The organism is Agrobacterium vitis, assembly GCF_037039395.1.
In the GTDB taxonomy this organism is placed as follows: Bacteria; Pseudomonadota; Alphaproteobacteria; order Rhizobiales; family Rhizobiaceae; genus Allorhizobium; species Allorhizobium vitis_E.
Genome location: NZ_CP146241.1, coordinates 247,141 through 268,613 on the forward strand (window position 1 = coordinate 247,141; position 21,473 = coordinate 268,613).

Sequence of the window (21,473 nt, forward strand, 5' to 3'; positions counted from 1 at the left end):
GCATTGCTCTTCTCTTGGCATCGACAGCAGCCAAGGGAGGAAACATGCGCGCGCTCCGATTCCATGCAGCCAAGGATTTGCGACTGGACGACATTGCCGAGCCGAAGCGGCCGGGACCGGGCCAGGTTCTGGTCCGTAATCGCTTCGTCGGGATTTGCGGCACCGATCTTCACGAATACAGCTACGGCCCGATCTTCATCCCGACCGAGCCGCACCCCTTCACCGGTGCACATGGCCCGCAGGTGCTCGGCCATGAATTCGGCGGCGTCGTCGAGGCGATTGGCGCGGGCGTGACGTCTGTCGCCGTTGGCGACCGCGTCTCTATCCAGCCGCTCGTCATGCCGCGGTCCGGCGACTATTTCGCCGATCGCGGGCTTTTCCACTTAAGCACGCAGTTGGCGCTGGTGGGCTTGAGCTGGGATGGCGGCGGCATGGCCGAAGCAGCACTCGTCAACGACTACAATGTTCAGAAAATCCCAGACGAGATGTCTGATGAAGAGGCTGCCCTGGTCGAGCCGACGGCGGTTGCCGTCTATGCCTGCGATCGCGGTGGCGTAACGGCTGGCAATAGCGTGCTGGTGACTGGCGCCGGTCCCATCGGCATGCTGACGCTGCTCGCCGCGCGCGCGGCAGGCGCCACTCAGCTTTTCGTGTCTGATCTCAATGACTCCAGGCTCAAGCTTGCGAAAGAGGTTTTGCCCGATGTCATCACGATCAACCCGCAGCGCGACAATGTCGGCGATGCCGTCCGCTTGCAAACGGAAGGCAATGTCGGCTGCGATGTCGCCATCGAGTGCGTGGGCAACGAACATGCGCTGAAGGCCTGCGTCGACGCCGTGCGCAAACAGGGCGTCGTGGTCCAGACCGGGCTGCATCCGCATGAAAATCCGATCGACTGGTTCCAGGTGACATTCAAAGATCTGGAAATCAAAGGATCCTGGGCCTACCCGACACACTATTGGCCACGCGTCATCAGGCTGATTGCTTCCGGTCTGCTGCCAGCAATGAAGATCGTCACCAAGCGTGTGACACTCGACACTGCTGTCAAAAAAGGTTTCGATGTCCTGCTCGACCCGGCTGGAGCCCAACTCAAGATCCTGATCGATCTTTCAAAATAGGCGTCTCGGGCACCGCCTGTCCCGGAAGAGGAGACCGGCAGGCGGAACCCATACCGCTTCGAAGGGCGTCTGGAGGGACGCTTCATGACCCGAGACACAAGCACTCATGGAGGAGAAGACCATGCTTGATATCAGTCCAGCCACCAAGATAGACACGGCTTTGTCGAAGCTCGGCAAGGCGCTTGAAAGCGGCGACATCGATGCCGCCGTCAACTTGTTTCAGACCGATTGCTATTGGCGCGATCTGGTGACATTCACCTGGAACCTTAAGACACTCGAGGGCCACGAGCAGATCCGAGAGATGCTGAAGAGCCAGCTTGCCGCCGTCAAACCGTCGAATTTCGTGCAGGATTCGAGAGAGCCCGCCGCTGATGCTGGTGGGATCACTGACGGCTGGTTTGAGTTCGAGACGGACGTCGCGCGCGGCTACGGACATATTCGCCTGAAAGACGGGCTGATCTGGACCTTCTTGACCACCATGACCGAATTGAAGGGCCATGAAGAGCCGAAAGGCATCCGCCGCCCGATGGGCGCCGAGCATGGCCATGACCGCAACCGCATGACCTGGAAAGAAAAGCGCGAGACCGAGGCCGCGGAGCTAGGCTATTCGGTGCAACCCTATGTCGTCATCATTGGTGGCGGCCAGGGAGGCATTGCACTAGGTGCACGGCTTCGCCAGCTGGGTGTGCCGACAATCATCATAGAAAAGAACGAGCGCCCGGGCGACAGCTGGCGCAAGCGCTACAAGTCGCTCTGCCTGCACGACCCCGTCTGGTACGATCACCTGCCCTACATTCCCTTCCCGGAAAACTGGCCCGTCTTCACCCCGAAGGACAAGGTGGGCGACTGGCTGGAAATGTACACCAAGGTCATGGAGTTGAACTACTGGGGGTCCACGACCTGCAAGTCGGCGCAATTCGATGAAGCGACGGGCGAATGGACCGTCATTGTCGACCGCGCCGGTACGGAGGTCGTGCTCAAGCCAAAGCAGCTGGTGCTGGCGACGGGCATGTCTGGCAAGGCGAATGTGCCAAAATTCCCCGGTCAGGATGTGTTCAAGGGCGAACAGCAGCATTCATCGCAGCATCCGGGGCCGGACGCCTATGCCGGCAGACACGTGGTGGTGATCGGTTCCAACAATTCCGCCCATGATATCTGCGCAGCACTCTGGGAAGCCGGTGCCGATGTCACCATGCTGCAACGATCATCCACCCATATCGTCAAATCCGGTTCACTGATGGAGATCGGTCTCGGCGATCTCTATTCGGAAAGGGCGGTTCAGGGCGGCATGACCACGCGTAAGGCTGACCTGATTTTTGCGTCCCTGCCCTACCGGATCATGCATGAGTTCCAGATCCCGATTTACAACAGGATTCGTGAACAGGACGCGGATTTTTATAAGGCACTGGAAGAGGCCGGTTTCATGCTTGATTTCGGCGATGACGAGTCTGGCCTGTTCATGAAATATCTGCGACGCGGATCGGGCTATTACATCGATGTCGGCGCCTGTGATCTGGTGATTGACGGCTCGATCAAGCTGAAGTCAGGCGTGGACGTGTCGCATCTGACCGAAAATGCCGTTGTGTTGAAGGATGGCACGGAGTTGCCAGCGGATCTTGTGGTCTATGCCACCGGCTATGGCTCGATGAATGGTTGGGCAGCCGATCTCATCTCGCGCGACGTCGCTGACAAGGTCGGCAAATGCTGGGGGCTCGGCTCCGATACAACCAAGGACCCCGGTCCCTGGGAGGGCGAACAGCGCAATATGTGGAAGCCGACGCAACAGGACGCATTGTGGTTCCATGGCGGCAATCTGCACCAGTCACGGCACTATTCGCAATATCTGTCACTGCAGCTGAAAGCTCGTCAGGTCGGTATCGACACGCCCGTCTATGGCATGACCAAACCGCATCATCTGTCGTAAAGCCACAAGGGATGTGAAGCAGCGCCGGAGGCTAACCCCTATGACCGGTCCCGTAAGGCTCTGCTTCACTGAGATAAAATGGAGACCATTTGGTTTAAGTTGCGCCGCCATGAATTGCACGCGCTGCATGGTGTCGTGGCGTTGTTCATCCTCTGCTGACGGAACGTTTCCGATGGTCTTCAAAATTTGGAGGTTGATGTGATCGAGCGGGCATGGAGCGCCCTTGTCGCTGATCGTCGTTCGGACCGCTTGCCGCGAATGATGCCCTGAAGCCCATCATTCTCATGAGCCGTGCGACGGTGCAGCGAGCCATCCGCTCGCGGGCCGATAGGCGACCCACGTCCATGTACTTGGCAACGACCTGGCGTCTTCAGCTGGCATTTAGCAGCTTGCACACGATGCCGCTTTCCTTATCGTGCCCTTACTTCTTGTAGTTTTCAGCAAGGAACGCCGCAGAGAACTTGCCGCTGTCGTGGTCTTCGCGCAAGAGTTCCTTGCTACGTTCGCTCGGCAAACCATAACCGCCAGCGCCGGGTGTCTCGATGACTACCGCCATGGCAGGCGTCAGGCGAATGCGGTTTGCCTTGGAGGGCAGGCTTTCTTCGCCGCCCTCGCCGTCCAGCTTCACGAAGCGTCCGGGCAGGCCGGCCGTTCCGCCAAAAATGCCCCAGGGCCGGTTGCGGAAACGCTCACCTACGCCATTGAACTCGCAGTCATGATCAACCGGGCGGATCGTCCGGCGAATGCCGAGGCCACCGCGGAAGCGTCCTGCGCCGCCAGAATCCTCGACCAGCGCATATTCCTCGACACGCAGCGGATATTCGATCTCGATCGCCTCGACTGGAAGATTGGACGTGTTGGTGATGTTCACCTGAACGCCGTCCTTGCCATCCTTCGTCGCACGGGCGCCCATGCCGCCGCCAAGCGTCTCAAGATAGATATATTGCTTGCCGCTGCGCGGATCGACGCCGGCGAAGACGGCGCTGGTATTGGCGCCGTTGGCGGCCCCTATCGCCTGGTCGGGCAAAGCTTCGGCCAGTGCGCCGATGACGATATCGACGACGCGCTGGCAGGTATTGGCGCGCAACGCCACCGATGCCGGCGCGACACAATTCATGAACGAGCCGAGCGGCGCACGGATTTCGATTGCATCGAAAATACCTTGGTTGTTCGGCACTTCGGGATCAAGCAACGCCTTCAGCGAAAAGCAGACGGCCGATTGGGTCGCGTTGAACGTCAGGTTGAAGTTGCCGGGAACCTGTTGGTCTGTGCCTTCGAAATCGAAGATGATCTTTTCACCCGACTTGCGAATGAGGAGATTGATCCTGATGTCCTCGGTGCCTGCCCCATCGTCATCCATGACGTCGGTGAACGTGTATTCGCCATCAGGAAGCTTGGCGATGGCGGCGCGCATCCGCAGATTGGTGCGGCGGATGATGTCTTGGAACACCGCTTCCATATAGGAGGCACTATGACGCGAAATGAACTCCTGCAAACGACGCTCGCCAAGGCGAGCAGCCGCGATCTGGGCATTAAGGTCGCCCTTGCGCTCTTCGGGAAGGCGCATGTTGAGGAGCAGGATGCGCATCATATCGTCCTGCAGCACGCCCTTGCTGAACAGACGCACGATCGGGATACGCAGACCTTCCTTGTAGATCTCGTCGAGACCGCCGGACATGGAGCCGACCGCAGCGCCGCCGACATCCGCGTGATGGACGATATTGGCGACGAAACCGACAAGGCGTCCTTCGCCGAATACCGGCATGGCAAGGTTGATATCGGGCAAATGCGTGCCACCGGCAACATGCGGATCATTGCCGATAAACACGTCGCCGGGGGCGATTGTATCGCCATACTGGTCGATAATATGCGTCATCAGACCGGCCATCGACGCCAGATGGATCGGCAGCGCTTGTTCTGCCTGAACGACAAGCCGGCCCTGGGCATCGGCGATCGCGGTGGAATGGTCGTGGCGTTCCTTGATATTGGTCGAGAATGCGCTGCGCATGATCGTCAGGAAGCATTCGTCGGTAATCGACTTCAGGCCGTTCCAGCTAATTTCGAGCGCGATGGGGTCAAGGCCGATCTTATTGAGCATCGTCGATCTCCAGAATGAGGCTGAGCGCCGGGTCGACTGTCAGCGTCGCCCATGGTGGCACGACAGTCGTCGTGTCGAATTGCGTGATGATTGCAGGCCCCTGCAGGCGCACGCCAGCTTCCAGCGTGCTGCGGGGGTAGATCGGAGTGGAAACCGGCGCATGTTCGTCAAACCAGACGTCACGATATTCGGACGCCTTGGCGGGGCCGACCGGCTTTTCGGAAAGCGGCGTGATCTGGCTGAGGCGGGCAACCGCCTTCATGCGCACGTTCATAATCTCGATCGGCGCTTCCCGGTCGACATGCCCGTAGCTGCGCTGGTGCACTTCGAAGAATGCTTCTTTCAGCACCTCGATATCTGGCAACTGCGGCTCGTCGCCTGGCTGACCGAGCGTGACCGGCAGTTCGTAGTTCTGGCCGACATAGCGCATATCGAGGGTCAGCAGGCGATAAGCGCCCTCAGTACCCCGCGCCTCGATTGCGAGCCATGTCTTGGCCTGTTCGTCCAGTTGCTCGACAGCCTTTTCGATCGGTGCCAGCGAACCATCAAGCGGCGTGCGACAGGTGAAGACGAAGTTTTCCTGGAGATCCGCTTCGATCAGGCCTTCGGCGCAGAGAATGCCCGGCGTCGCCGGCACGATGATGCGCTTGATGCCCAGCGATTTCGCCACGTCGGTGGCGTGCAGGCCGCCGGCACCGCCGAAGGGCATCAACGCAAAGTCGCGCGGATCATGCCCCTTCTGGGTGGAGACGGCACGGATGGCCCGCGTCATATTGGAGGAAACGATGCCGCAAATTCCGAGCGCCGCCTTGATCACCGGAATGCCGAGCGGTTCGGCAATCGTGTTGATCGCCGCGACGGCCTTTTCCCGATCGATCATCAGACCGCCGGCAAGCGAGGCCGGAAGACGGCCGAGCACGACATTGGCGTCCGATACGGTCGGCTTGGTGCCACCCTTGCAATAGCAGGCGGGTCCCGGTACGGCACCGGCGCTTTCCGGGCCTACCTTCATCAGGCCGTCAGGACCGATATGGGCAATCGAGCCGCCACCAGCGCCAACGGTGTGGATGTCCACCATGGGAAGGCGAATGCGGAAGCCGGCAATGTCGCGGACATGAGCGATTTCGGTTTCACCGTCGCGGATCAGGCAGACGTCGGTGCTTGTGCCGCCGATGTCGAGCGTGATGATATTGCCGATCGACGATTTTCCACCGGCCGCCGCCGCGCCCACCGCACCGGCGGCCGGGCCGGACAACGCCGTGCGCACCGGAAATTCCAGCGCCCTGTCCACCGACATCAGACCGCCACTCGACTGGAAGATGCCGAACTTGGCATTCGGTGCGACTTCACTGATCGCGCCCTTCAGCCGCTCCATGTAGCGGCCGACTTCCGGCTGCAGGAAGGCATTGATCAGGGTCGTGGAAAACCGTTCGAACTCGCGAAATTCTGGCTGAACTTCGCTCGAAATCGAGACATAGACATCCGGCAGCGCAGCGCGGACGGCGGCGGCAATGCGCTGTTCGTGGATCGGGTTGAGAAAGGAGAAGAGCAGGCAGACGGCGATGCTTTCGACCTGCGGCGCAGCCTTCAGCTCGGCGATCAGCCTTGCGATTTCTTTATCGGTAAGATCGACGACGATCTCGCCCCGCGAGCCGATGCGCTCGGTTACTTCGAGGCGATTACTGCGCATGACGAGCGGCGCTGGCGCATCTTCCTGAAGGTCGTAGATCAGGGGACGAACCTGGCGCCCGATCTCGACCAGATCGCGAAAACCCTTGGTGGTGATCAGGCGAATGGCAGCGCCACGGCGCTGTAGGAGGGCATTGGTGGCAACCGTGGTTCCATGCGCGAAACGCACGATATCCTCGCCCGGAATACCCGTCTTTTGTTGCAGTTCCTTCAGACCCTCCAGAATGGCCCGTGAAGGATCATCCGGCGTCGATGGACGTTTGTGAATATGGGCCGCACCTGTCTTGAGATCACGTGCAGAAAAATCCGTGAACGTCCCACCGACGTCCACACCGATGACCCAGTCAGCCATGCTGTTCTCGCTTCCGATCCTTGAAAGCCCCGATAAGGCTACTTCGATTTCAGTATCCATAATGAATACCCAATAGCAAATGAAAGAAAGGGAAATTGGCAATTTTCATCCGGCAGAGCCGTTTCCAATCGTTCCAACGCCCCCTTCAGGTATTCAGTGTGTTGGCGCGACGGCTCCTGTCAGCCCTGCCAGAAACCGCCTGCAACGGTCCGTTTCCGGCTCGAATAGAACCTTGCTCGATGGTCCCTGCTCAACAATCTGGCCAGCTTCCATGAAGATGGTCCAGTCTGATGCATGGCGGGCAAAATCCATTTCGTGGGTAGCGATCAACATCGTCATGCCCGAATCCCGCACGTCTCGAATGACGTTCAGAACGTCCTGCACTGTTTCGGGGTCGAGCGCCGATGTCGGCTCGTCAAAGAGCATGATCTTCGGCTCCATCGCGAGAGCCCGTGCAATTGCAACGCGCTGCTGCTGCCCACCCGAAAGCTGGCGTGGGAAGCTCCCCGCCTTGTCGGCGAGACCGACGCGGGCGAGCAGTTCCAGACCTCGTCTGCGGGCACTTGCCGCATCCTGTCCGCGCACCAGTCGCGGCCCGGACGTCACATTGTCGAGCGCCGTCATGTGCGGAAAGAGATTAAAGCTCTGAAACACCATGCCGATGTCTTCGCGCTGGCGGGCAAGGACATTTTCACCGAGCTTCTTGCGCCCCGCCGCCGTCGTATTTGCGCCAATCTCCTCTTCACCGACCATGATCGTGCCTGAAGATATGGTCTCCAGCGTATTGATGCAGCGAAGAAGCGTGCTCTTTCCCGATCCGCTGGGGCCGATCAGGGCGGTCGCCTGGCCTTTTTCGACCAAGACGGAAACACTCTTCAGAGCAACGTAGTGACCGTAATTTTTGACCACGTCGCGAAGCTGCAGGAATGAGCCGGATTTATTGACTGATGTGGTCATGATCATACCGCCGCCGCTGGCGTAAATTCTTCGGCTTTCGGTGCGCCTGCATCGGCAAACCATCTGGAATTGCGCTTTTCGAATGCGTTCTGAAGCAGTGTCCAGATAGCCGTCGCGCCGAGGTAATAGATCGTTGCGACGGAAAGAGCTTCGAGCACGCGGAAGTTCGCCTGGGTAAGGTTGTCGGTCGCCCGGAAGAGTTCGGTCATCGAAATTACCGAGACCAGGGACGTGTTCTTCAACTGCCTGACGAATTCGTTTCCGAGCGGCGGAACCGCGATGCGCAGTGCCTGCGGGAAGATGATCCATCGCATAATCGTCAGCGGCCGCATGCCAATCGCCTTGGAAGCTTCCCATTGGGCAACGGGCACCGCCGAAAGTGACGAACGCACGATCTCCGCCACATAAGGGCTTTCCGACAGCATCAGGCCGATGATTGCCGCTTCCACGACCGACAGCCGGATGCCCATCTGTGGCAGGGCGCTATAAAGGAATACCAGCTGCACCAGGAGCGGCGTTGCCCGAAAGAAAGCGACATAGGCCTGGTAGAAGCCGCGTGTGAGAAAACTATCGATCCGGCCGATCAGCGCAACGACGGTTCCAAGCACGATAGCCAGAACCAGCGTCAGCAGGGTCAACCAGATCGTCGTCCACAATCCCGTCAGGATGGTCGGATGCACCAGATTATGGAAGAATACGGACCAATCCCAAACGGGCATTGTCTTTCTCCTTATGCGGCCAGCGGGAGAGACGTGACACCAGAAGCCTCAAGCACCGCCTTGAAGCGCTCGCGCAGCTCGGCGGGCGAAGCAGACAGAGGTTCGCGCGGGTCGCCGAGCGGCAGGCCCCGGATTTCCGAACCGGCCTTGGCAAGCGCGACGTAACCGTTGAGCAGCATGAAATTGAGGATAGGCCACAACCTGTCCCAGACCTTCAATGCAGCGTTCCAATCTCTGTCGACGGAAATGCGGTCGTAGAGTTCGACGCAGAGTTCCGGGACGAAGGTGGAGGCGCCGATGATCGTGCCCGTTGCGCCATGGGCAAGCACGGCGAGAAGTGCCGGGTCGGAACCGGCCAGTACGGTTGGGGCATCCGGATTGGAGAGCATGCGGATGGTGCGGGTGAAGCTCTGCGGGCTATCCTTGATATGGGACACGAGACCATCGCGCTTCAATATCACCATCTGGTCTTCCGTAATATCGAGACGGGTGATGGAGGGCGTATCGTAATAGATGATCGGGCCACCGGCGATCTTGACGATCTTGTCGAGGAACCGCTGCACATCGGCAAATTTCAGACTGTCAAAATAAGGCGTGACGACCAGCATCTGATCGACATCGAGATTACGGGCGTGCTGGGCAAGCTCCAGCGCATCGCGAACATTGTTGGAACCGACATGTGCAACGACGCCCATCTTGTCGCCAGCCGCTTCGACCGCGATTTCGTAAACACGCTTGCGTTCGGCAACCGACAAAGCGGGATGTTCGCCCGTCGAACCGCTAGCGACCACGGCATGAATGCCGGCGTCGCGCTGCGACCGGATCAACCGGCCATAGGCGGCCTCGTCGATCGCTGCACCGTCCTTGGTAAACGGTGTCAGAACCGCGCTGATAATACCCTTGAGTTCGCTTTTCATAAGCCTAACCTTGTTGCTGGAAACGTATGGACCGGCGACCAGCGGCCGTCGGCCAATCAGTCGATACCGGCCTATTTGAGAGCGGCGCTCTCAATGCCCCATTGCTTCAGGATCGCGTCGTAGGAACCGTCCGCCTTCATGGCGGTCAGGGCATCGGCAACGAGTTTCGCCAAAGCCTTGTTGCCCGGCTGGAAACCGATGCCGAGCTTTGTGGGACTGATGCCGGTCGCAACCTTCTTCAGGCTGTCGTTCTTGGCCATGTAGTAGGAAATGAGCGAGTCCGTCGCGATGAAGCCCTCGACGCTGTCGTTTTCCAGCGCGCGAATAGCGACGGGCTGCGTGTCGAAAGCCTGGATCGTTACAGCCGGTTTGCCGGCTGCGTCGCACTTGGAACTGGCTTCCTGAAGCACTTTCAACGAACCCGATCCCTGCAGGACACTGACCGAATGGCCGCAAAGCCCTTCGAGTCCTTCGATAGTCGCCGTCTTCTTGGTGACGACTGTCTGGCTCGCCTGGATGTAAGGGACCATGGTGATCACTTGCTCGCGCTCCGGCGTAATGTACATGGCAGCGCAGACCATATCGAAACGGTCGGCCTGCAGGGCCGGAATGAGACCCTTAAAATCAAGGCTGATGAATTCGGGCGTCAATCCCAGCTGCTTGGCGATGGCACCGCAGAGCGCGACATCGACGCCGGTCGGCTTCTGGTTCTCGTCATAGAAGCCCCAGGGCATCTGGGTAAGCGATGTGCCGACCTTGAGATTTTTTGGCGCGTCTTGGGCGTGAACTGCTCCCGAAAGCGCGGCACTCAAGATCAATGAGGCGGCGATTGCATGGGTTCGTTTCATGACATTCCCCTTTTCTTGTTTGGGTATCCTATTTGTATACTGAAAGATTTGTCAATCGATTGCCTGGGCTGGAAGTGAAGAAATTTCGGGTTTTCATATTCTGGAATGCTGGCTTTGCGCCTGATTGCGGCCAGCCGGAAACCGCTTCGCTTGCGACAGGCGAAGATGCGGGAAAACAGTTCTGTTGATCGATCGGATCGCTTGCGGAATATGTGCCGCAGGCTAAATCGGGTCGCCTTATCCTTCGCCTTCTCTTTCCATTGGCAACATCAGTCCGGAAGTACCCGACCGGGGTTCATTATGCTGTGAGGATCAATCAACGCCTTGATCCCCTTCATCATTTCAAGCTCGATTTCGGACTTGTAGGTTTTCATTTCCGCCACATGCAAGGCGCCGATCCCGTGCTCGGCGCTGAACGTGCCGTTCATACTTGCCGCAATGTCGTAGACCGCCTTGTAGATGTTCTTGCGCATCTGGTTCTGGTCGGGGATGGCGTCCCAGCGGGATTGTTCGAAAATGACGTTGTAATGCAGATTGCCGTCGCCGACATGGCCGACGATCGCGATATCGGCCTGCGGGAAGGCCTCGTCGATCTTTGCTTTGGCGATCTGGATGAAACGTGGGATATCCCCGATTGGCACGGCGACATCATGCGACATGCCCATGCCATATTTCTTATGGGACTCTGTGACCGAATGCCGAAGCTTCCAGATGGCGGCGCGTTGCGCCTCGTTAGCGGAGATCAGCACATCGGTGATCTGTCCGCCCTCCATCGCTTCGCCCAGGACCTCCTGGAGACGGTCGGCGATGTCGCCCCGGCCATCAGAGATTAGGTCCACCAGCAGGAACCAGCCGACATTCGGATCGTAGGGAACGCTTATATCTGGTATCATCGCCTTGACGATGCGAACCTCGCTGCCGGAAATCAGCTCCATGGCGATAATCGAGGTATCGAAAGCGGACCGCAGCGGCTCGGTAAAGGCGGTGATATCAGCGATATCCTCAAAGGAGATCAGTGCCGAGGTCAGATGGCCGAGGCTCGGAAAAACCTTCAAGGCAACCTTGGTGATGATGCCGAGCGAACCTTCCGCCCCAATAAAGAGGTGCTTCAGGTCGTAACCCGTATTGTTCTTGCGGAGCGTGCGCATGCCGTTCCAGATCCGGCCATCGGGCAGCACGACTTCCATGCCGAGCACGAGATCGCGGGTATTGCCGTAACGCAGCACGCTGGTGCCGCCAGCATTGGTCGCGACATTGCCGCCGATCTGGCAGCTTCCCTCCGCTCCGAGGCTGAGCGGGAAGAATTTGTCGACCGTGGCTGCGGCCTCCTGAATGTCGGCGAGAATACAGCCAGCTTCGGCAGTGATGGAAGCATCGAGCGGATCGACCGACAGAATGCGGTTCATCCGCGCAAGCGAAATCACGATGGAACGGCCTGAAGCATCCGGCACGGCGCCGAGGCAAGTGCTGGTATTGCCGCCCTGCGGGAAGACCGCGATCTTGTTCCTGGAGCAGATGGAAACAACATCGGAGACTTCCTGTGTGTTGCCGGGCAGAGCGACACACAATGCCTTGCCCCGCGCCCGGCCCCAGAAATCCTCCAGAAAACCCTCAGCGTCGGCTCCAGTCCTGATGTTCTTTACGCCAATCCGTTGCCCGATTTCGGCGACGATCTGCTTATCGATGTCCATTTTCCACTTCCAGTCGGCAAACCTGCCGCGCACGCATCATATCAATTGTTGATTTGGGCGTGACGGCAGCGATCCGCCGCCACGGGGCTCCATCAGAACGACGCTTCGAGGGCCTGCATTTGCGGGAGCATCTTGACCAGCTGCTCCTCGGTCTCGGCGCTGGTGCTCAAAAGCGGCAGAATAGCCTCGCCGCAAGGCCTTCCGAGAATACGAAGGGCCGCTTTGAGCGGAATCGGGTTATGCTCGGAAAAGATCAGCTTGAGAAACGGCCGGATCTTTGCGTGCAGCGCCAGAGCTTCAGCCGTTTTACTGGCCTGTCCCAGTTCGGTAATCTTGTTCCACACTTTCGGGATAATGCAGGACGACGCAAACAGGCCGCCCTTGGCGCCAGCGGCCAGATGCAGCGGATAGACATCCTCGTCGCCGGACAGGATGTCTATCTTGTCGCCAGCAGCTTCGAGAACGCGCATCTGCAGGCCGGCATCCGAATTGCAGGCCTTCATCGCCACGATGCGGGTCGTTTCGGCAAGCGCCTGAACCGTTTCCGCCGTCAGGGAAACCCCGGTGCGGTAGGGGAATTCATAGAGGACGAGATCGGTGTCAAGCGTATCGGATATCGCCTTGAAATAGTCGATGACGCCCTGCTGCGTCGGACGGACATAAAAAGGCGTGGTGACCAGAAGGCCATCGGCTCCGGCATCGAGAATGAGCTTGCCGGAATCGAAGACTTCGCCGAGGCCCGGAGCGATCAGGCCGGCAATCGTCGGAATGGCGCCGTCGACGGCCTCGACGGTCGCGCGGACCATATCGATCTTCTGCCGTTCGCTGAGCGAGATATATTCCCCGGTGCCGCCGATCGGTGCCAGACCCGTTGCGCCATTCGCGACCAGATAGCGGGCAAGCTCCTTGACCGAAGCGACGTCGACGTTTCCGTCCTTGATTGGCGTTGGCGTCGCCGTGACGATGCCGGAAAGATTCTTGATATCCATGATCTGTCTCCAAAAGTCCGGCTCTCATTAAGAGAGCGATATGCGGGTCTGCGTTTGCGGCTGGACCCGGATGAGAGTTTGTCAGGGAAAAACGGAACCCGGCTTTCCCGAAAAAACAAACGAAAACAAGAGAGTCTAGGGGCTGTCTGGTTCAATCTGGACCTGACAGTTCCTAGGTTTCGTCCTCCAGGACAACGAGATCCTCAGCGTCCCACCGCAGTTCGATGACGTCGCCGACCTTGTATCGGCTCTGAAGCGGCAGCGATGTGAGCTTCAATTTGAGAACCGTGCAGTCCGGCAGCTCGACGCTAAGCGTCGTCATGCTGCCGATGAAGGAAACGCCGACCACGCGCCCCGACGTGGTCTGTGTGGTTACCGTTGCAAGCGCCTCGCCCGCAATTGCGGTCCTGACCCGTTCGGGCCGCAACATGACCTGACAGGACTGACCGACGGCACGCTTGGTATTCGACGGCAGGGCCAGCGTGTAGCCGCTGGAAAGTTTCAGGCGACCACCGGCCTCCACCGTGCCGGTCAGCAAGTTGGACTCGCCGATGAACTGGGCCGTGAACCTGTTGACCGGGCGAAAATAGAGATCGTCCGGCGTGCCGAGCTGCACGATACCGCCATGGTTCATAAGACAAATGCGATCGGACATGTTCAGGGCTTCTTCCTGGTCATGCGTCACGTAGATGAATGTGGTGCCGATCTCACGATGCAGGGTCTTGATCTCGTCCTGCATCTGCTCGCGCAGGTTCTTGTCGAGTGCGCCGAGCGGCTCGTCCATCATGATGATCGACGGCGAATAGACGATACAGCGGGCAATGCCGACGCGCTGCTGCTGGCCACCGGAAAGCTGTTTCGGCTTGCGATGTTCGAAGCCGGCAAGGCCGACGCGCTTCAATGCATCCGCGACCTTATCCTTGATCTCTGCCTTGGAGGCGCCGCGCACCTTGAGCGGATAGGCGACGTTTTCGAAGGCGGTCATATGCGGCATCAGGGCGTAGTTCTGGAACACCATGCCGATGCCGCGCTTGCGCGGCGGCGCGTTGGTGATGTCCACGCCATTGAGGAGGATCTTTCCCGAAGTCGATGCAAAGGCACCGGAAATCAGGTTGAGAAGCGTGCTCTTGCCGGAACCGGAAGGGCCGAGCAGGGTAAGAAACTCACCCTTCTTGACCTGGAGCGTGGTGGGGTGAAGCGCGAGGAACGTACCGAATTCCTTCGAAACCCCTTGCAGTTCAATCATGTTCTGTTCGGTAGCAGTCATAATTTCTTCCTTGGCGCGGATCGGGCGTCAGCTCTGGCGCGGATCGTTGTGTTCGGCGATCGATCGCCTCAGGCCGGAATCTCGGCCTTCTTTTGAAGCATGACATTGGCGAGACACACGACGAGCGAGATGGCCGTGAGAATTGTCGACACGGCGGCAATCACCGGCGAGATTTCCCACTGAATCGCGCTGAACATCTTCACCGATAGGGTGGTCGTCGTGGGACCGGCCAGGAACCAGGAAATGACGACCTCATCGAAGGAGATGAGGAAGGCGAACAGCGCCCCTGCCCCGATCGACGGATAAAGCTGCGGCAGCACGACCGTCATCATCATCCGGAAACGTCCCGCCCCCATCAGCATCGCACCGAATTCAAGGTTCGCATCGAGCTTCTGGATGCCGGCGCTGATAATGACCAGCGCATAAGGAAGTACGAACATCGTATGGGCAACGACGAGGCCTGCGGTGGTTCCCGTCAGCCTGAGATAGGAGAAATAGAGGTAGACGCCGAGCGCAAACACCACTGAAGGAATGACCAGCGGGCTCATGATGAGGCCGATCAGCAATTTCTTTCCGACGAAGTTGAAGCGCACGACCGCATAGGCGGCCGGTACGGCGATCACCGTCGAGATAACCGTCGTCATCAATGCAACCCGCACACTGAGGAACAGCGGCTGCATCCAGGCATCGCTCGAAAAGAAGATACGATAGAGATCGAGCGAATATTGCTTCGGTGGAAAGCTGAGTTCGTATTGCGAACCGAATGAGACCGGAATGACGATGACGCTCGGCGCAAGCAGGAACACGTAGACACACATGGCCAGAGCTGTGCCGATCCACCGATAAGCGGCCTTGCGACCGTCCCTGATATCACCACTCATGTGCCCGCTCCCTGCTGTTTGCTGCGCACAAGCATTGCCGGCACCGCGAATATGGCGACAAGAGCAAACAGGATCACACCCACCGCAGATGCGATATTCCAGTCCAGAACCTCGCGGGTATAGAAGTCGACCAGATTGGCAAGCATGATATCCTGTTTGCCACCCATGAGGGCAGGCACGATGAAGAACCCCAGCGACATCACGGCTGCGCTGAGCGCACCGGCAAGAACGCCCGGAAAACTAAGGGGAAGTGTCACCGTCAGAAAGATGCGGGCGGGTTTGGCACCCATAATCTCGGCTGCCCGGTAGAGCGCCGGATCGATCGCCAGCAGGCTGGCAAGCACGGGAAAGACCACGAGCGGCGTCAGGTAATTGGTCATGCCGACCATGACGCCGACACGGTTGAAGATCAATGGAAGCACGATCTGCGCGCCGGTCACCCAGGACAGGAAGTTGTTGACGATGCCTTCCCGGCCCAGAATGATCGTGAAGGCATAGCTCTTGACGAGAATGCTGGTCCAGAAGGGCAAAAGCACCAGGACCATCAGTGCGGCACGCCGTCGCGCCGACTGACGCGCCAGATGCAGCGCGACGACATAACCCAATACGACGCTGAGGAGACTGGCGAGGAGGGATACCTCCATGGTCGTCCGCATCGCGCGCCGGAACAGGTTGCTGCCGAGAATGCTGGAAAAGGCTTCCGTGGAGGTTCCACCGGCCGTGCTGTTGTAGAAAATGAAGATGACCGGAACCAGGGCCACCAGCAGCGAAAGGATCGCTGCCGGGGCTATGAAAGGGCCGGCACCTTTTGATGCGATAACGGTCACTGAAATGTCCTCTAGGCTTAAACCAGCGATTTGCAATCGTGACTGGAGTTAACCAAGTAGCCATTCCTTGAAGCGGCGTTCCGTCGCCTCGAGCTTCGTCGACCACCATTCGTCATTGATATAGGCGTTATTCTTGGCGTCGAGCTTGGGCAGCCATTCAAGCGATTCCGGCTTCAGCAGCGAATAGGCCTTACGGCTGATCGGGGCGCCGCCCTTCGCTTCCATGCATGAAGCCTGATATTCCGGCTTCATGGCGAAGGATAGGAATTTGAAGGCGTTTTCCTTGTTCGGTGCGCCCTTGAGAACGGCGAGATATTCGACGCCGTTGAGGTTTTGGTCGAAGGAGAAACCGAGCTTGACGCCCTGATCGCGGTTGCTCGCCTGGATACGGTTGGCATAGGTGAAGCTGAAATCCACTTCTTTGGTCTGCAGAAGCGTGACTGTCTGCGGCGTGGCTTCCACCCATTTGGCGATATGCGGCTTGATCTTTTCCAGCACCTTGAAGGCTCTGTCGATATCAAGCGGGTAAAGATCGGTCGGAGCAACGCCATCGCCGAGAAGCGCGATTTCGAGCGTTTCCATTGCACGGGTTCTCAACGTGCGGCGACCCGGAAATGCCTCGGCATTGAAATAGTCGGCAAATGTCTTCGGGTGCTTGCCGTCCGGAAAACGACCCGGATCGAAGGCGATGCCACCAGCGAACGTGAAGAAAGGGACGAGCATGTCCTTGGAGGGCAGCGTTAGGTCGGATTCGTCGAACAAGCCGGACGGCAGCTTTTCCCAGTATCCGTTCGCAGCCCCACTGGCACCCATCGAGCCGGGCGCATCGAACACGTCCCACTGAACATTGCCGGTCATGACCTGAGCCTTAACCTTGGCCATGTCGGGCGTGTCGAGAACCGTCACGTTGATGCCGGTTTCCTTCATGAACGGCTTCACGAGGCCGTCTTCCATGCCTTGGCGATAGTTTCCGCCCCAGGTCACGAGAACGAGTTCCTTCGTCGCGGCATAACTTGTGCTGACGTAAGGTGACGCTAACGCACCACCCACAGCAAGACCGGCTTTGGCGAGAAAATTACGACGGTTGATCATAGGCAAATTCATGCGACGACGAGTCATTGTGTTCCCCTTTTTTCTCTATCGTTGGATGTATTCACTGCTTGCGGCGGGGTGATTTTCACCAGCCGCGAATTGAGCACCTCTGAGCCCTTTTCTATTGCAAGACCGCCCCGACTGGACGCGCCTTCGCATTCACAGCGCAACCCGAGGCGGCGCTGGTTAATTTGCGTTCCGTCGTCAGTCTCTGACGCCGGTCCTATGGTCGGAATGCTGTCGTTTTCTACAACTCAACCGCCTGATTTCGGTGAAGCGGTCACGAAAAGGCCTGGACATTAGAAGCCTTCTTTCAGAATACTTTACGTATACCGAACGTCCTGTCAATGGGATTTGTTCGCGAATCTTTTTCAAAAAGGAGATTTATCGAGGCTGAAATCCGCGCCTATCGAGGGCGTAGAGGGCAAAAAATTACCCAAAAATTCCAATTGCTTGGAAAAGAATCGCAGCGATCGAACTGGATGAAATCCTCGCAAAGCCGGGCTCTCAAATCGTCGCAACTTCTTCGCAAGCTTCGACAAAAGCGCGAATGGCAGCAATCCTCGGGCCGGAATTGGCCCATAGGACCCCCATGTTGCGAAGCTCGCCATTTTTCATGCTATATTTCTGCAGCCGCAGCCCTTGCGGCCACGGCGGGGCCCAATCCGGAACGAGGGCCACTCCCAACCCGCGATCGACCAGCGCCGCGATGGCATCCAATGCATCCAGCTCGGCCCATTCCCGCACATTGATGGAGTGACGGCGTAGGTATCGGTCGACGATCTGTCCTCCCCATTGATTGCGGTCGTAACGAATGAAGGACTTTTCGGTCAATGTCCGATGAGGATCATCGACCTCCATTCCTTCAGGGGTAAGAAGGAGCAGCGGTTCGCGCCGGATCGTGGACCAGCCGAAGGCTTTGGGAATGGGAAATTGCGGCTCGATGATGAGGGCGGCATCCAGTTCTCCCGACAGCACCGCATGGTAAAGGTTCACCGACGAACCTGGCAGGAGAAAATAGTCAATTTGTCGGAACCGCTCGCTGAGGCTTGCCGTGATCTGCGGAATGAGACCGGTCATGGCCGTGGCCGTCGCACCCAGGCGCAACTGGCCGCTGGGCAAATCTCCTGCCGCGATCGCCCGCAGATCCCGAGCGGCCCGCACCAGCGCCGGCCCATGGCGCTGCACGGCAAGCCCGGCGGCAGTAGGCCGAACGGTCCGCCCGACCCGTGAAACCAGATCCTGCCCGAGTTCCGCTTCCAGCGCCCTTATGCGCTGAGCGACAGCTGCGGATGTCATGTTAAGACGCCGCGCCGTCTCAGCAAAGGACCCGCATTCGGCGACGATGAGGAAGCTTTCGAGGAATTTTGTATCCATAAGATAGATTTTCTATCTTTTGAAGAAACTAGCAAGCGTATTTTATTGCTTTAAAATTCAGGTAGCGTTGAGTTGTGTGGCTTTGTGCCGCGAAAGGAGTTTCAATGACTATATATGCCAAGTTCGAGCGCATGGGCACCGATGCCGCGCCGGGCCAGGAAGTCCGCCAGCAGGTAGGTGATATCCAGTCGCTTCTGCGCGGGGAAAAAATCGACGGGCGCCAGGTCGATTTCTCTCACGGCGATGTCGATGCCTTCACGCCGACGCCGGGTTCGTTCGAAGTATTCAGTGCTGGTGTCGAAGCAGGCGGCAAGCAGGCCTATACGGAATATCGCGGCGATATCTCCATTCGTGAGCAGCTCGCACCCGCTATTGCAGGCTTCACCGGCGCTCCGGTCGATGCCGCCGATGGCATGATCCTTACTCCGGGCACGCAGGGCGCGCTTTTCCTCGCCGTCGCCTCTACTGTCGCGAATGGCGACAAGGTTGCCATCGTCCAGCCTGACTATTTCGCCAACCGCAAGCTGGTGGAATTCTGCGACGGCCAGATGCTGCCCATCCAGATGGATTATCTGAATGTCGAAGGCCGTGCCGGTCTGGATGTCGGCCAGCTGGAAGACGCTTTCAAGGCGGGCGCCAAGGTTTTCCTGTTCTCCAACCCGAACAACCCGACAGGCGTCGTTTATTCCCGCGAAGAGATCAAGGCGATCGCCGCGTTGGCAGGCCGCTATGGCGCGACCGTTATCGTCGACCAGCTTTACGCGCGACTACTCTATTCCGGCGTCGATTATTCGCATCTGCGCGCGGAAGCTATCGACGCGGAAAATGTCATCACCATCATGGGTCCGTCCAAAACTGAATCGTTGAGCGGTTACCGCCTCGGAGTAGCTTTCGGTTCGAAGGCGATCATCACGCGGATGGAAAAGCTTCAGGCAATCGTTTCCTTGCGCGCCGGCGGTTACAGCCAGGCCGTTTTCCGCACATGGTTCAATGAGCCGGCCGGATGGATGGACCAGCGCGTGCGTGAGCACGAGGCCATCCGTGACGACCTTCTTAAGGTCTTCCGCTCCGGCGAAGGCATCAAGGTTCGCACGACGGAAGCCGGCAGCTACATCTTCCCGCAACTGCCCAGGCTTTCCGTCAGCGGCAAGGATTTCGTCCGCATCCTGCGCCTGCAGGCCAGCGTCATCGTGACGCCCGGTACGGAATTCAGCCCCTATTGCGACGCAAGCGTCCGCCTGAATTTTTCGCAGAACCACGCGGCGGCCATTGCTGCAGCGGAACGCCTCGTCACGCTTGCCGACCGTTATCGTGCATGACACAGGACCGGAGCACAACAGATGGTCTGCCGATTCCGCAGGGGCTTTACGTTCCTGCGGTTCGCTGCGGACACATGATCTTCACGGCTGGAATGACGCCGCGCCAAAACGGCATATTGCAATTCCAGGGGATCATAGAAGCCAATGCCGATCCGGCAACCCATGCCGAAGCGGTGATCCTGTCCTGCAGCAACGCACTTGCGGCAGCCGAAGCGCAGCTGGTCGCAGGTGAAAAGCTTGCGGCAATCGTGAGCCTCACGGTTTATATCGCCACCGTGCCTGGCTTCATGGCACATTCGAAGCTTGCCGATTATGCCTCGCAATTCCTCAAGGATCGCCTCGGCGAAGCCGCAATCGGTTGCCGCGCCGCCATCGGTGTGGCGTCCTTGCCCGGCAATGCGCCGGTCGAAATCCAGCTGATCGCCTCCGTCTAAAATCTCCGCCCCCAGAAAACCCGGCCAAACGCCTCTTGCGAGATGATTGGCCGGGTTTCGTTCATCTCGATTTTCAGCCCATGCGCTCCGAAGCGAAGGAGCCCGGCGATGCTGGGAATACGATCGTGCGATTGCCGTTGAGGAAAACGCGGCGGTGGATATGGGCATGGATTGCTCTTGCCAGCACCTGGCTTTCGACATCGCGCCCGAGCGAAACGTAGTCGTCAGGGCTCTGCGCGTGGGTGACGCGGATCGTGTCCTGCTCGATGATCGGGCCTTCATCGAGATCAGCCGTGACATAGTGCGAAGTCGCGCCGATCAGTTTCACACCGCGCTCATAGGCCTGCTTATACGGGTTGGCGCCCTTGAAGCTTGGCAGGAAAGAGTGGTGGATGTTGATGATGCGGCCCGACATCTTGCGGCACATCTCGTCCGACAGAACCTGCATGTAGCGTGCCAGCACGACCAGATCGGCATCCGTCTCATTGATGATTGCCAGTTGGCGAGCCTCGGCTTCCCCCTTGTTGGCCTTGGTGACATTGACGTAGTGAAAAGGAATGTCGTGGTTCACCACGACCTTCTGGTATTCTATATGGTTGGAGATCACCGCGACGATATCGATCGGCAGCGCGCCGATCCGCCAGCGATAGAGCAGATCGTTGAGGCAATGGCCGAAACGAGACACCATGATCACTACCTTCATCTTTTCGGTCTCGTCATGGAAGGCATAGGTCATGCCGAATAGTTTTGCGGGTTCGACAAATCCCTCGTGCAATGTCGCGACATCCGCTCCGGTTTCCGAGCGGAAACTGATCCGCATGAAGAAATTGCCGGTCTCGCTGTCGTCAAACTGCGAACTGTCGGTAATGTTGCATCCGCTCTGCGCCAGATAGGTCGTGATTGCCGCAACGATGCCCCGTTTCGAAGGGCAGGTGACTGTCAAGAAAAACTGGTTCATCGGAACTCCTGGGGGA

Annotated in this window: 18 protein-coding genes; 4 read left to right on the forward strand and 14 right to left on the reverse strand. The window is 58.4% G+C overall.

The window, feature by feature from the left end; translation table 11 throughout:
* The first annotated feature begins 44 nt into the window (after nt 1-44).
* Nucleotides 45-1,118, forward strand: coding sequence for a 2,3-butanediol dehydrogenase (locus V6582_RS01220; protein ID WP_156632073.1), 1,074 nt, complete (start codon nt 45-47; stop codon nt 1,116-1,118).
* A gap of 121 nt (nt 1,119-1,239) precedes the next feature.
* Nucleotides 1,240-3,042 carry an NAD(P)/FAD-dependent oxidoreductase gene (locus tag V6582_RS01225; RefSeq protein WP_156632074.1) on the forward strand — a complete coding sequence of 601 codons (1,803 nt, stop codon included), beginning with the start codon at nt 1,240-1,242 and terminating at the stop codon, nt 3,040-3,042.
* Nucleotides 3,043-3,463: 421 nt separating this feature from the next.
* Here V6582_RS01225 and V6582_RS01230 read toward each other — a convergent pair whose 3' ends face one another.
* The 13 genes from V6582_RS01230 to V6582_RS01290 all read right to left on the reverse strand — a co-directional run bounded on the left by V6582_RS01230 (nt 3,464) and on the right by V6582_RS01290 (nt 18,746).
* Nucleotides 3,464-5,140 (reverse strand): hydantoinase B/oxoprolinase family protein, encoded by a 1,677-nt coding sequence (locus V6582_RS01230; protein WP_156632075.1) that lies wholly within the window; start codon nt 5,138-5,140, stop codon nt 3,464-3,466.
* A complete protein-coding gene (locus V6582_RS01235; RefSeq protein WP_156632076.1) occupies nt 5,130-7,181 on the reverse strand; it encodes a hydantoinase/oxoprolinase family protein in 2,052 nt (683 codons plus the stop codon). The genes V6582_RS01230 and V6582_RS01235 overlap by 11 nt, the downstream gene beginning before the upstream one ends.
* Nucleotides 7,182-7,334: 153 nt before the next feature.
* Nucleotides 7,335-8,138: an amino acid ABC transporter ATP-binding protein gene (locus V6582_RS01240; RefSeq protein ID WP_156632077.1), complete on the reverse strand. Its 804-nt coding sequence runs from the start codon at nt 8,136-8,138 to the stop codon at nt 7,335-7,337.
* A gap of 2 nt (nt 8,139-8,140) precedes the next feature.
* Nucleotides 8,141-8,857 (reverse strand): amino acid ABC transporter permease, encoded by a 717-nt coding sequence (locus V6582_RS01245; protein WP_156632078.1) that lies wholly within the window; start codon nt 8,855-8,857, stop codon nt 8,141-8,143.
* A gap of 11 nt (nt 8,858-8,868) precedes the next feature.
* Complete coding sequence (locus V6582_RS01250) at nt 8,869-9,774, reverse strand: dihydrodipicolinate synthase family protein (RefSeq protein WP_156632079.1); 906 nt, start codon at nt 9,772-9,774, stop codon at nt 8,869-8,871.
* A 71-nt stretch (nt 9,775-9,845) separates the two neighbouring features.
* Nucleotides 9,846-10,622 carry an ABC transporter substrate-binding protein gene (locus tag V6582_RS01255; protein WP_156632080.1) on the reverse strand — a complete coding sequence of 259 codons (777 nt, stop codon included), beginning with the start codon at nt 10,620-10,622 and terminating at the stop codon, nt 9,846-9,848.
* A 269-nt stretch (nt 10,623-10,891) separates the two neighbouring features.
* Nucleotides 10,892-12,313 carry an FAD-binding oxidoreductase gene (locus tag V6582_RS01260; protein WP_156632081.1) on the reverse strand — a complete coding sequence of 474 codons (1,422 nt, stop codon included), beginning with the start codon at nt 12,311-12,313 and terminating at the stop codon, nt 10,892-10,894.
* 92 nt (nt 12,314-12,405) lie between these two features.
* Nucleotides 12,406-13,302, reverse strand: a complete 897-nt coding sequence (locus tag V6582_RS01265) for a dihydrodipicolinate synthase family protein (protein WP_156632082.1) — start codon at nt 13,300-13,302, stop codon at nt 12,406-12,408.
* Between the two features lie 172 nt (nt 13,303-13,474).
* Nucleotides 13,475-14,569: an ABC transporter ATP-binding protein gene (locus V6582_RS01270; protein WP_156632083.1), complete on the reverse strand. Its 1,095-nt coding sequence runs from the start codon at nt 14,567-14,569 to the stop codon at nt 13,475-13,477.
* 68 nt (nt 14,570-14,637) lie between these two features.
* Nucleotides 14,638-15,450, reverse strand: a complete 813-nt coding sequence (locus tag V6582_RS01275) for an ABC transporter permease (RefSeq protein ID WP_234889691.1) — start codon at nt 15,448-15,450, stop codon at nt 14,638-14,640.
* On the reverse strand, nt 15,447-16,277 hold the full coding sequence (locus V6582_RS01280; RefSeq protein ID WP_197434393.1) for an ABC transporter permease subunit: 831 nt from the start codon (nt 16,275-16,277) through the stop codon (nt 15,447-15,449). The genes V6582_RS01275 and V6582_RS01280 overlap by 4 nt, the downstream gene beginning before the upstream one ends.
* 48 nt (nt 16,278-16,325) lie before the next feature.
* Complete coding sequence (locus V6582_RS01285; RefSeq protein ID WP_156632085.1) at nt 16,326-17,396, reverse strand: ABC transporter substrate-binding protein; 1,071 nt, start codon at nt 17,394-17,396, stop codon at nt 16,326-16,328.
* Between the two features lie 480 nt (nt 17,397-17,876).
* Nucleotides 17,877-18,746 carry a LysR family transcriptional regulator gene (locus tag V6582_RS01290; RefSeq protein WP_156632086.1) on the reverse strand — a complete coding sequence of 290 codons (870 nt, stop codon included), beginning with the start codon at nt 18,744-18,746 and terminating at the stop codon, nt 17,877-17,879.
* Nucleotides 18,747-18,850: 104 nt separating this feature from the next.
* Between V6582_RS01290 and V6582_RS01295 the strand changes: the two genes are divergently transcribed.
* Together V6582_RS01295 and V6582_RS01300 are read left to right on the forward strand one after the other, a co-directional pair.
* Nucleotides 18,851-20,065 carry a pyridoxal phosphate-dependent aminotransferase gene (locus V6582_RS01295; RefSeq protein ID WP_156632087.1) on the forward strand — a complete coding sequence of 405 codons (1,215 nt, stop codon included), beginning with the start codon at nt 18,851-18,853 and terminating at the stop codon, nt 20,063-20,065.
* On the forward strand, nt 20,062-20,499 hold the full coding sequence (locus tag V6582_RS01300; RefSeq protein ID WP_156632088.1) for a RidA family protein: 438 nt from the start codon (nt 20,062-20,064) through the stop codon (nt 20,497-20,499). Before V6582_RS01295 ends, V6582_RS01300 begins: the two co-directional genes overlap by 4 nt.
* A gap of 73 nt (nt 20,500-20,572) precedes the next feature.
* On the opposite strand, the gene purU is transcribed toward V6582_RS01300, so the two are convergent.
* Nucleotides 20,573-21,457 (reverse strand): formyltetrahydrofolate deformylase, encoded by an 885-nt coding sequence (gene purU, locus V6582_RS01305; protein WP_156632089.1) that lies wholly within the window; start codon nt 21,455-21,457, stop codon nt 20,573-20,575.
* Between the last annotated feature and the right edge of the window lie 16 nt (nt 21,458-21,473).

What these genes read in the sequence shown, in the direction of transcription:
- V6582_RS01220 (WP_156632073.1), top strand. Translation starts at nt 45, where the DNA reads ATGCGCGCGCTCCGATTCCATGCAGCCAAGGATTTGCGACTGGACGAC.
- V6582_RS01225 (WP_156632074.1), top strand. Translation starts at nt 1,240, where the DNA reads ATGCTTGATATCAGTCCAGCCACCAAGATAGACACGGCTTTGTCGAAG.
- V6582_RS01230 (WP_156632075.1), bottom strand. Translation starts at nt 5,140, where the DNA reads ATGCTCAATAAGATCGGCCTTGACCCCATCGCGCTCGAAATTAGCTGG.
- V6582_RS01235 (WP_156632076.1), bottom strand. Translation starts at nt 7,181, where the DNA reads ATGGCTGACTGGGTCATCGGTGTGGACGTCGGTGGGACGTTCACGGAT.
- V6582_RS01240 (WP_156632077.1), bottom strand. Translation starts at nt 8,138, where the DNA reads ATGACCACATCAGTCAATAAATCCGGCTCATTCCTGCAGCTTCGCGAC.
- V6582_RS01245 (WP_156632078.1), bottom strand. Translation starts at nt 8,857, where the DNA reads ATGCCCGTTTGGGATTGGTCCGTATTCTTCCATAATCTGGTGCATCCG.
- V6582_RS01250 (WP_156632079.1), bottom strand. Translation starts at nt 9,774, where the DNA reads ATGAAAAGCGAACTCAAGGGTATTATCAGCGCGGTTCTGACACCGTTT.
- V6582_RS01255 (WP_156632080.1), bottom strand. Translation starts at nt 10,622, where the DNA reads ATGAAACGAACCCATGCAATCGCCGCCTCATTGATCTTGAGTGCCGCG.
- V6582_RS01260 (WP_156632081.1), bottom strand. Translation starts at nt 12,313, where the DNA reads ATGGACATCGATAAGCAGATCGTCGCCGAAATCGGGCAACGGATTGGC.
- V6582_RS01265 (WP_156632082.1), bottom strand. Translation starts at nt 13,302, where the DNA reads ATGGATATCAAGAATCTTTCCGGCATCGTCACGGCGACGCCAACGCCA.
- V6582_RS01270 (WP_156632083.1), bottom strand. Translation starts at nt 14,569, where the DNA reads ATGACTGCTACCGAACAGAACATGATTGAACTGCAAGGGGTTTCGAAG.
- V6582_RS01275 (WP_234889691.1), bottom strand. Translation starts at nt 15,450, where the DNA reads ATGAGTGGTGATATCAGGGACGGTCGCAAGGCCGCTTATCGGTGGATC.
- V6582_RS01285 (WP_156632085.1), bottom strand. Translation starts at nt 17,396, where the DNA reads ATGACTCGTCGTCGCATGAATTTGCCTATGATCAACCGTCGTAATTTT.
- V6582_RS01290 (WP_156632086.1), bottom strand. Translation starts at nt 18,746, where the DNA reads ATGGATACAAAATTCCTCGAAAGCTTCCTCATCGTCGCCGAATGCGGG.
- V6582_RS01295 (WP_156632087.1), top strand. Translation starts at nt 18,851, where the DNA reads ATGACTATATATGCCAAGTTCGAGCGCATGGGCACCGATGCCGCGCCG.
- V6582_RS01300 (WP_156632088.1), top strand. Translation starts at nt 20,062, where the DNA reads ATGACACAGGACCGGAGCACAACAGATGGTCTGCCGATTCCGCAGGGG.
- purU (WP_156632089.1), bottom strand. Translation starts at nt 21,457, where the DNA reads ATGAACCAGTTTTTCTTGACAGTCACCTGCCCTTCGAAACGGGGCATC.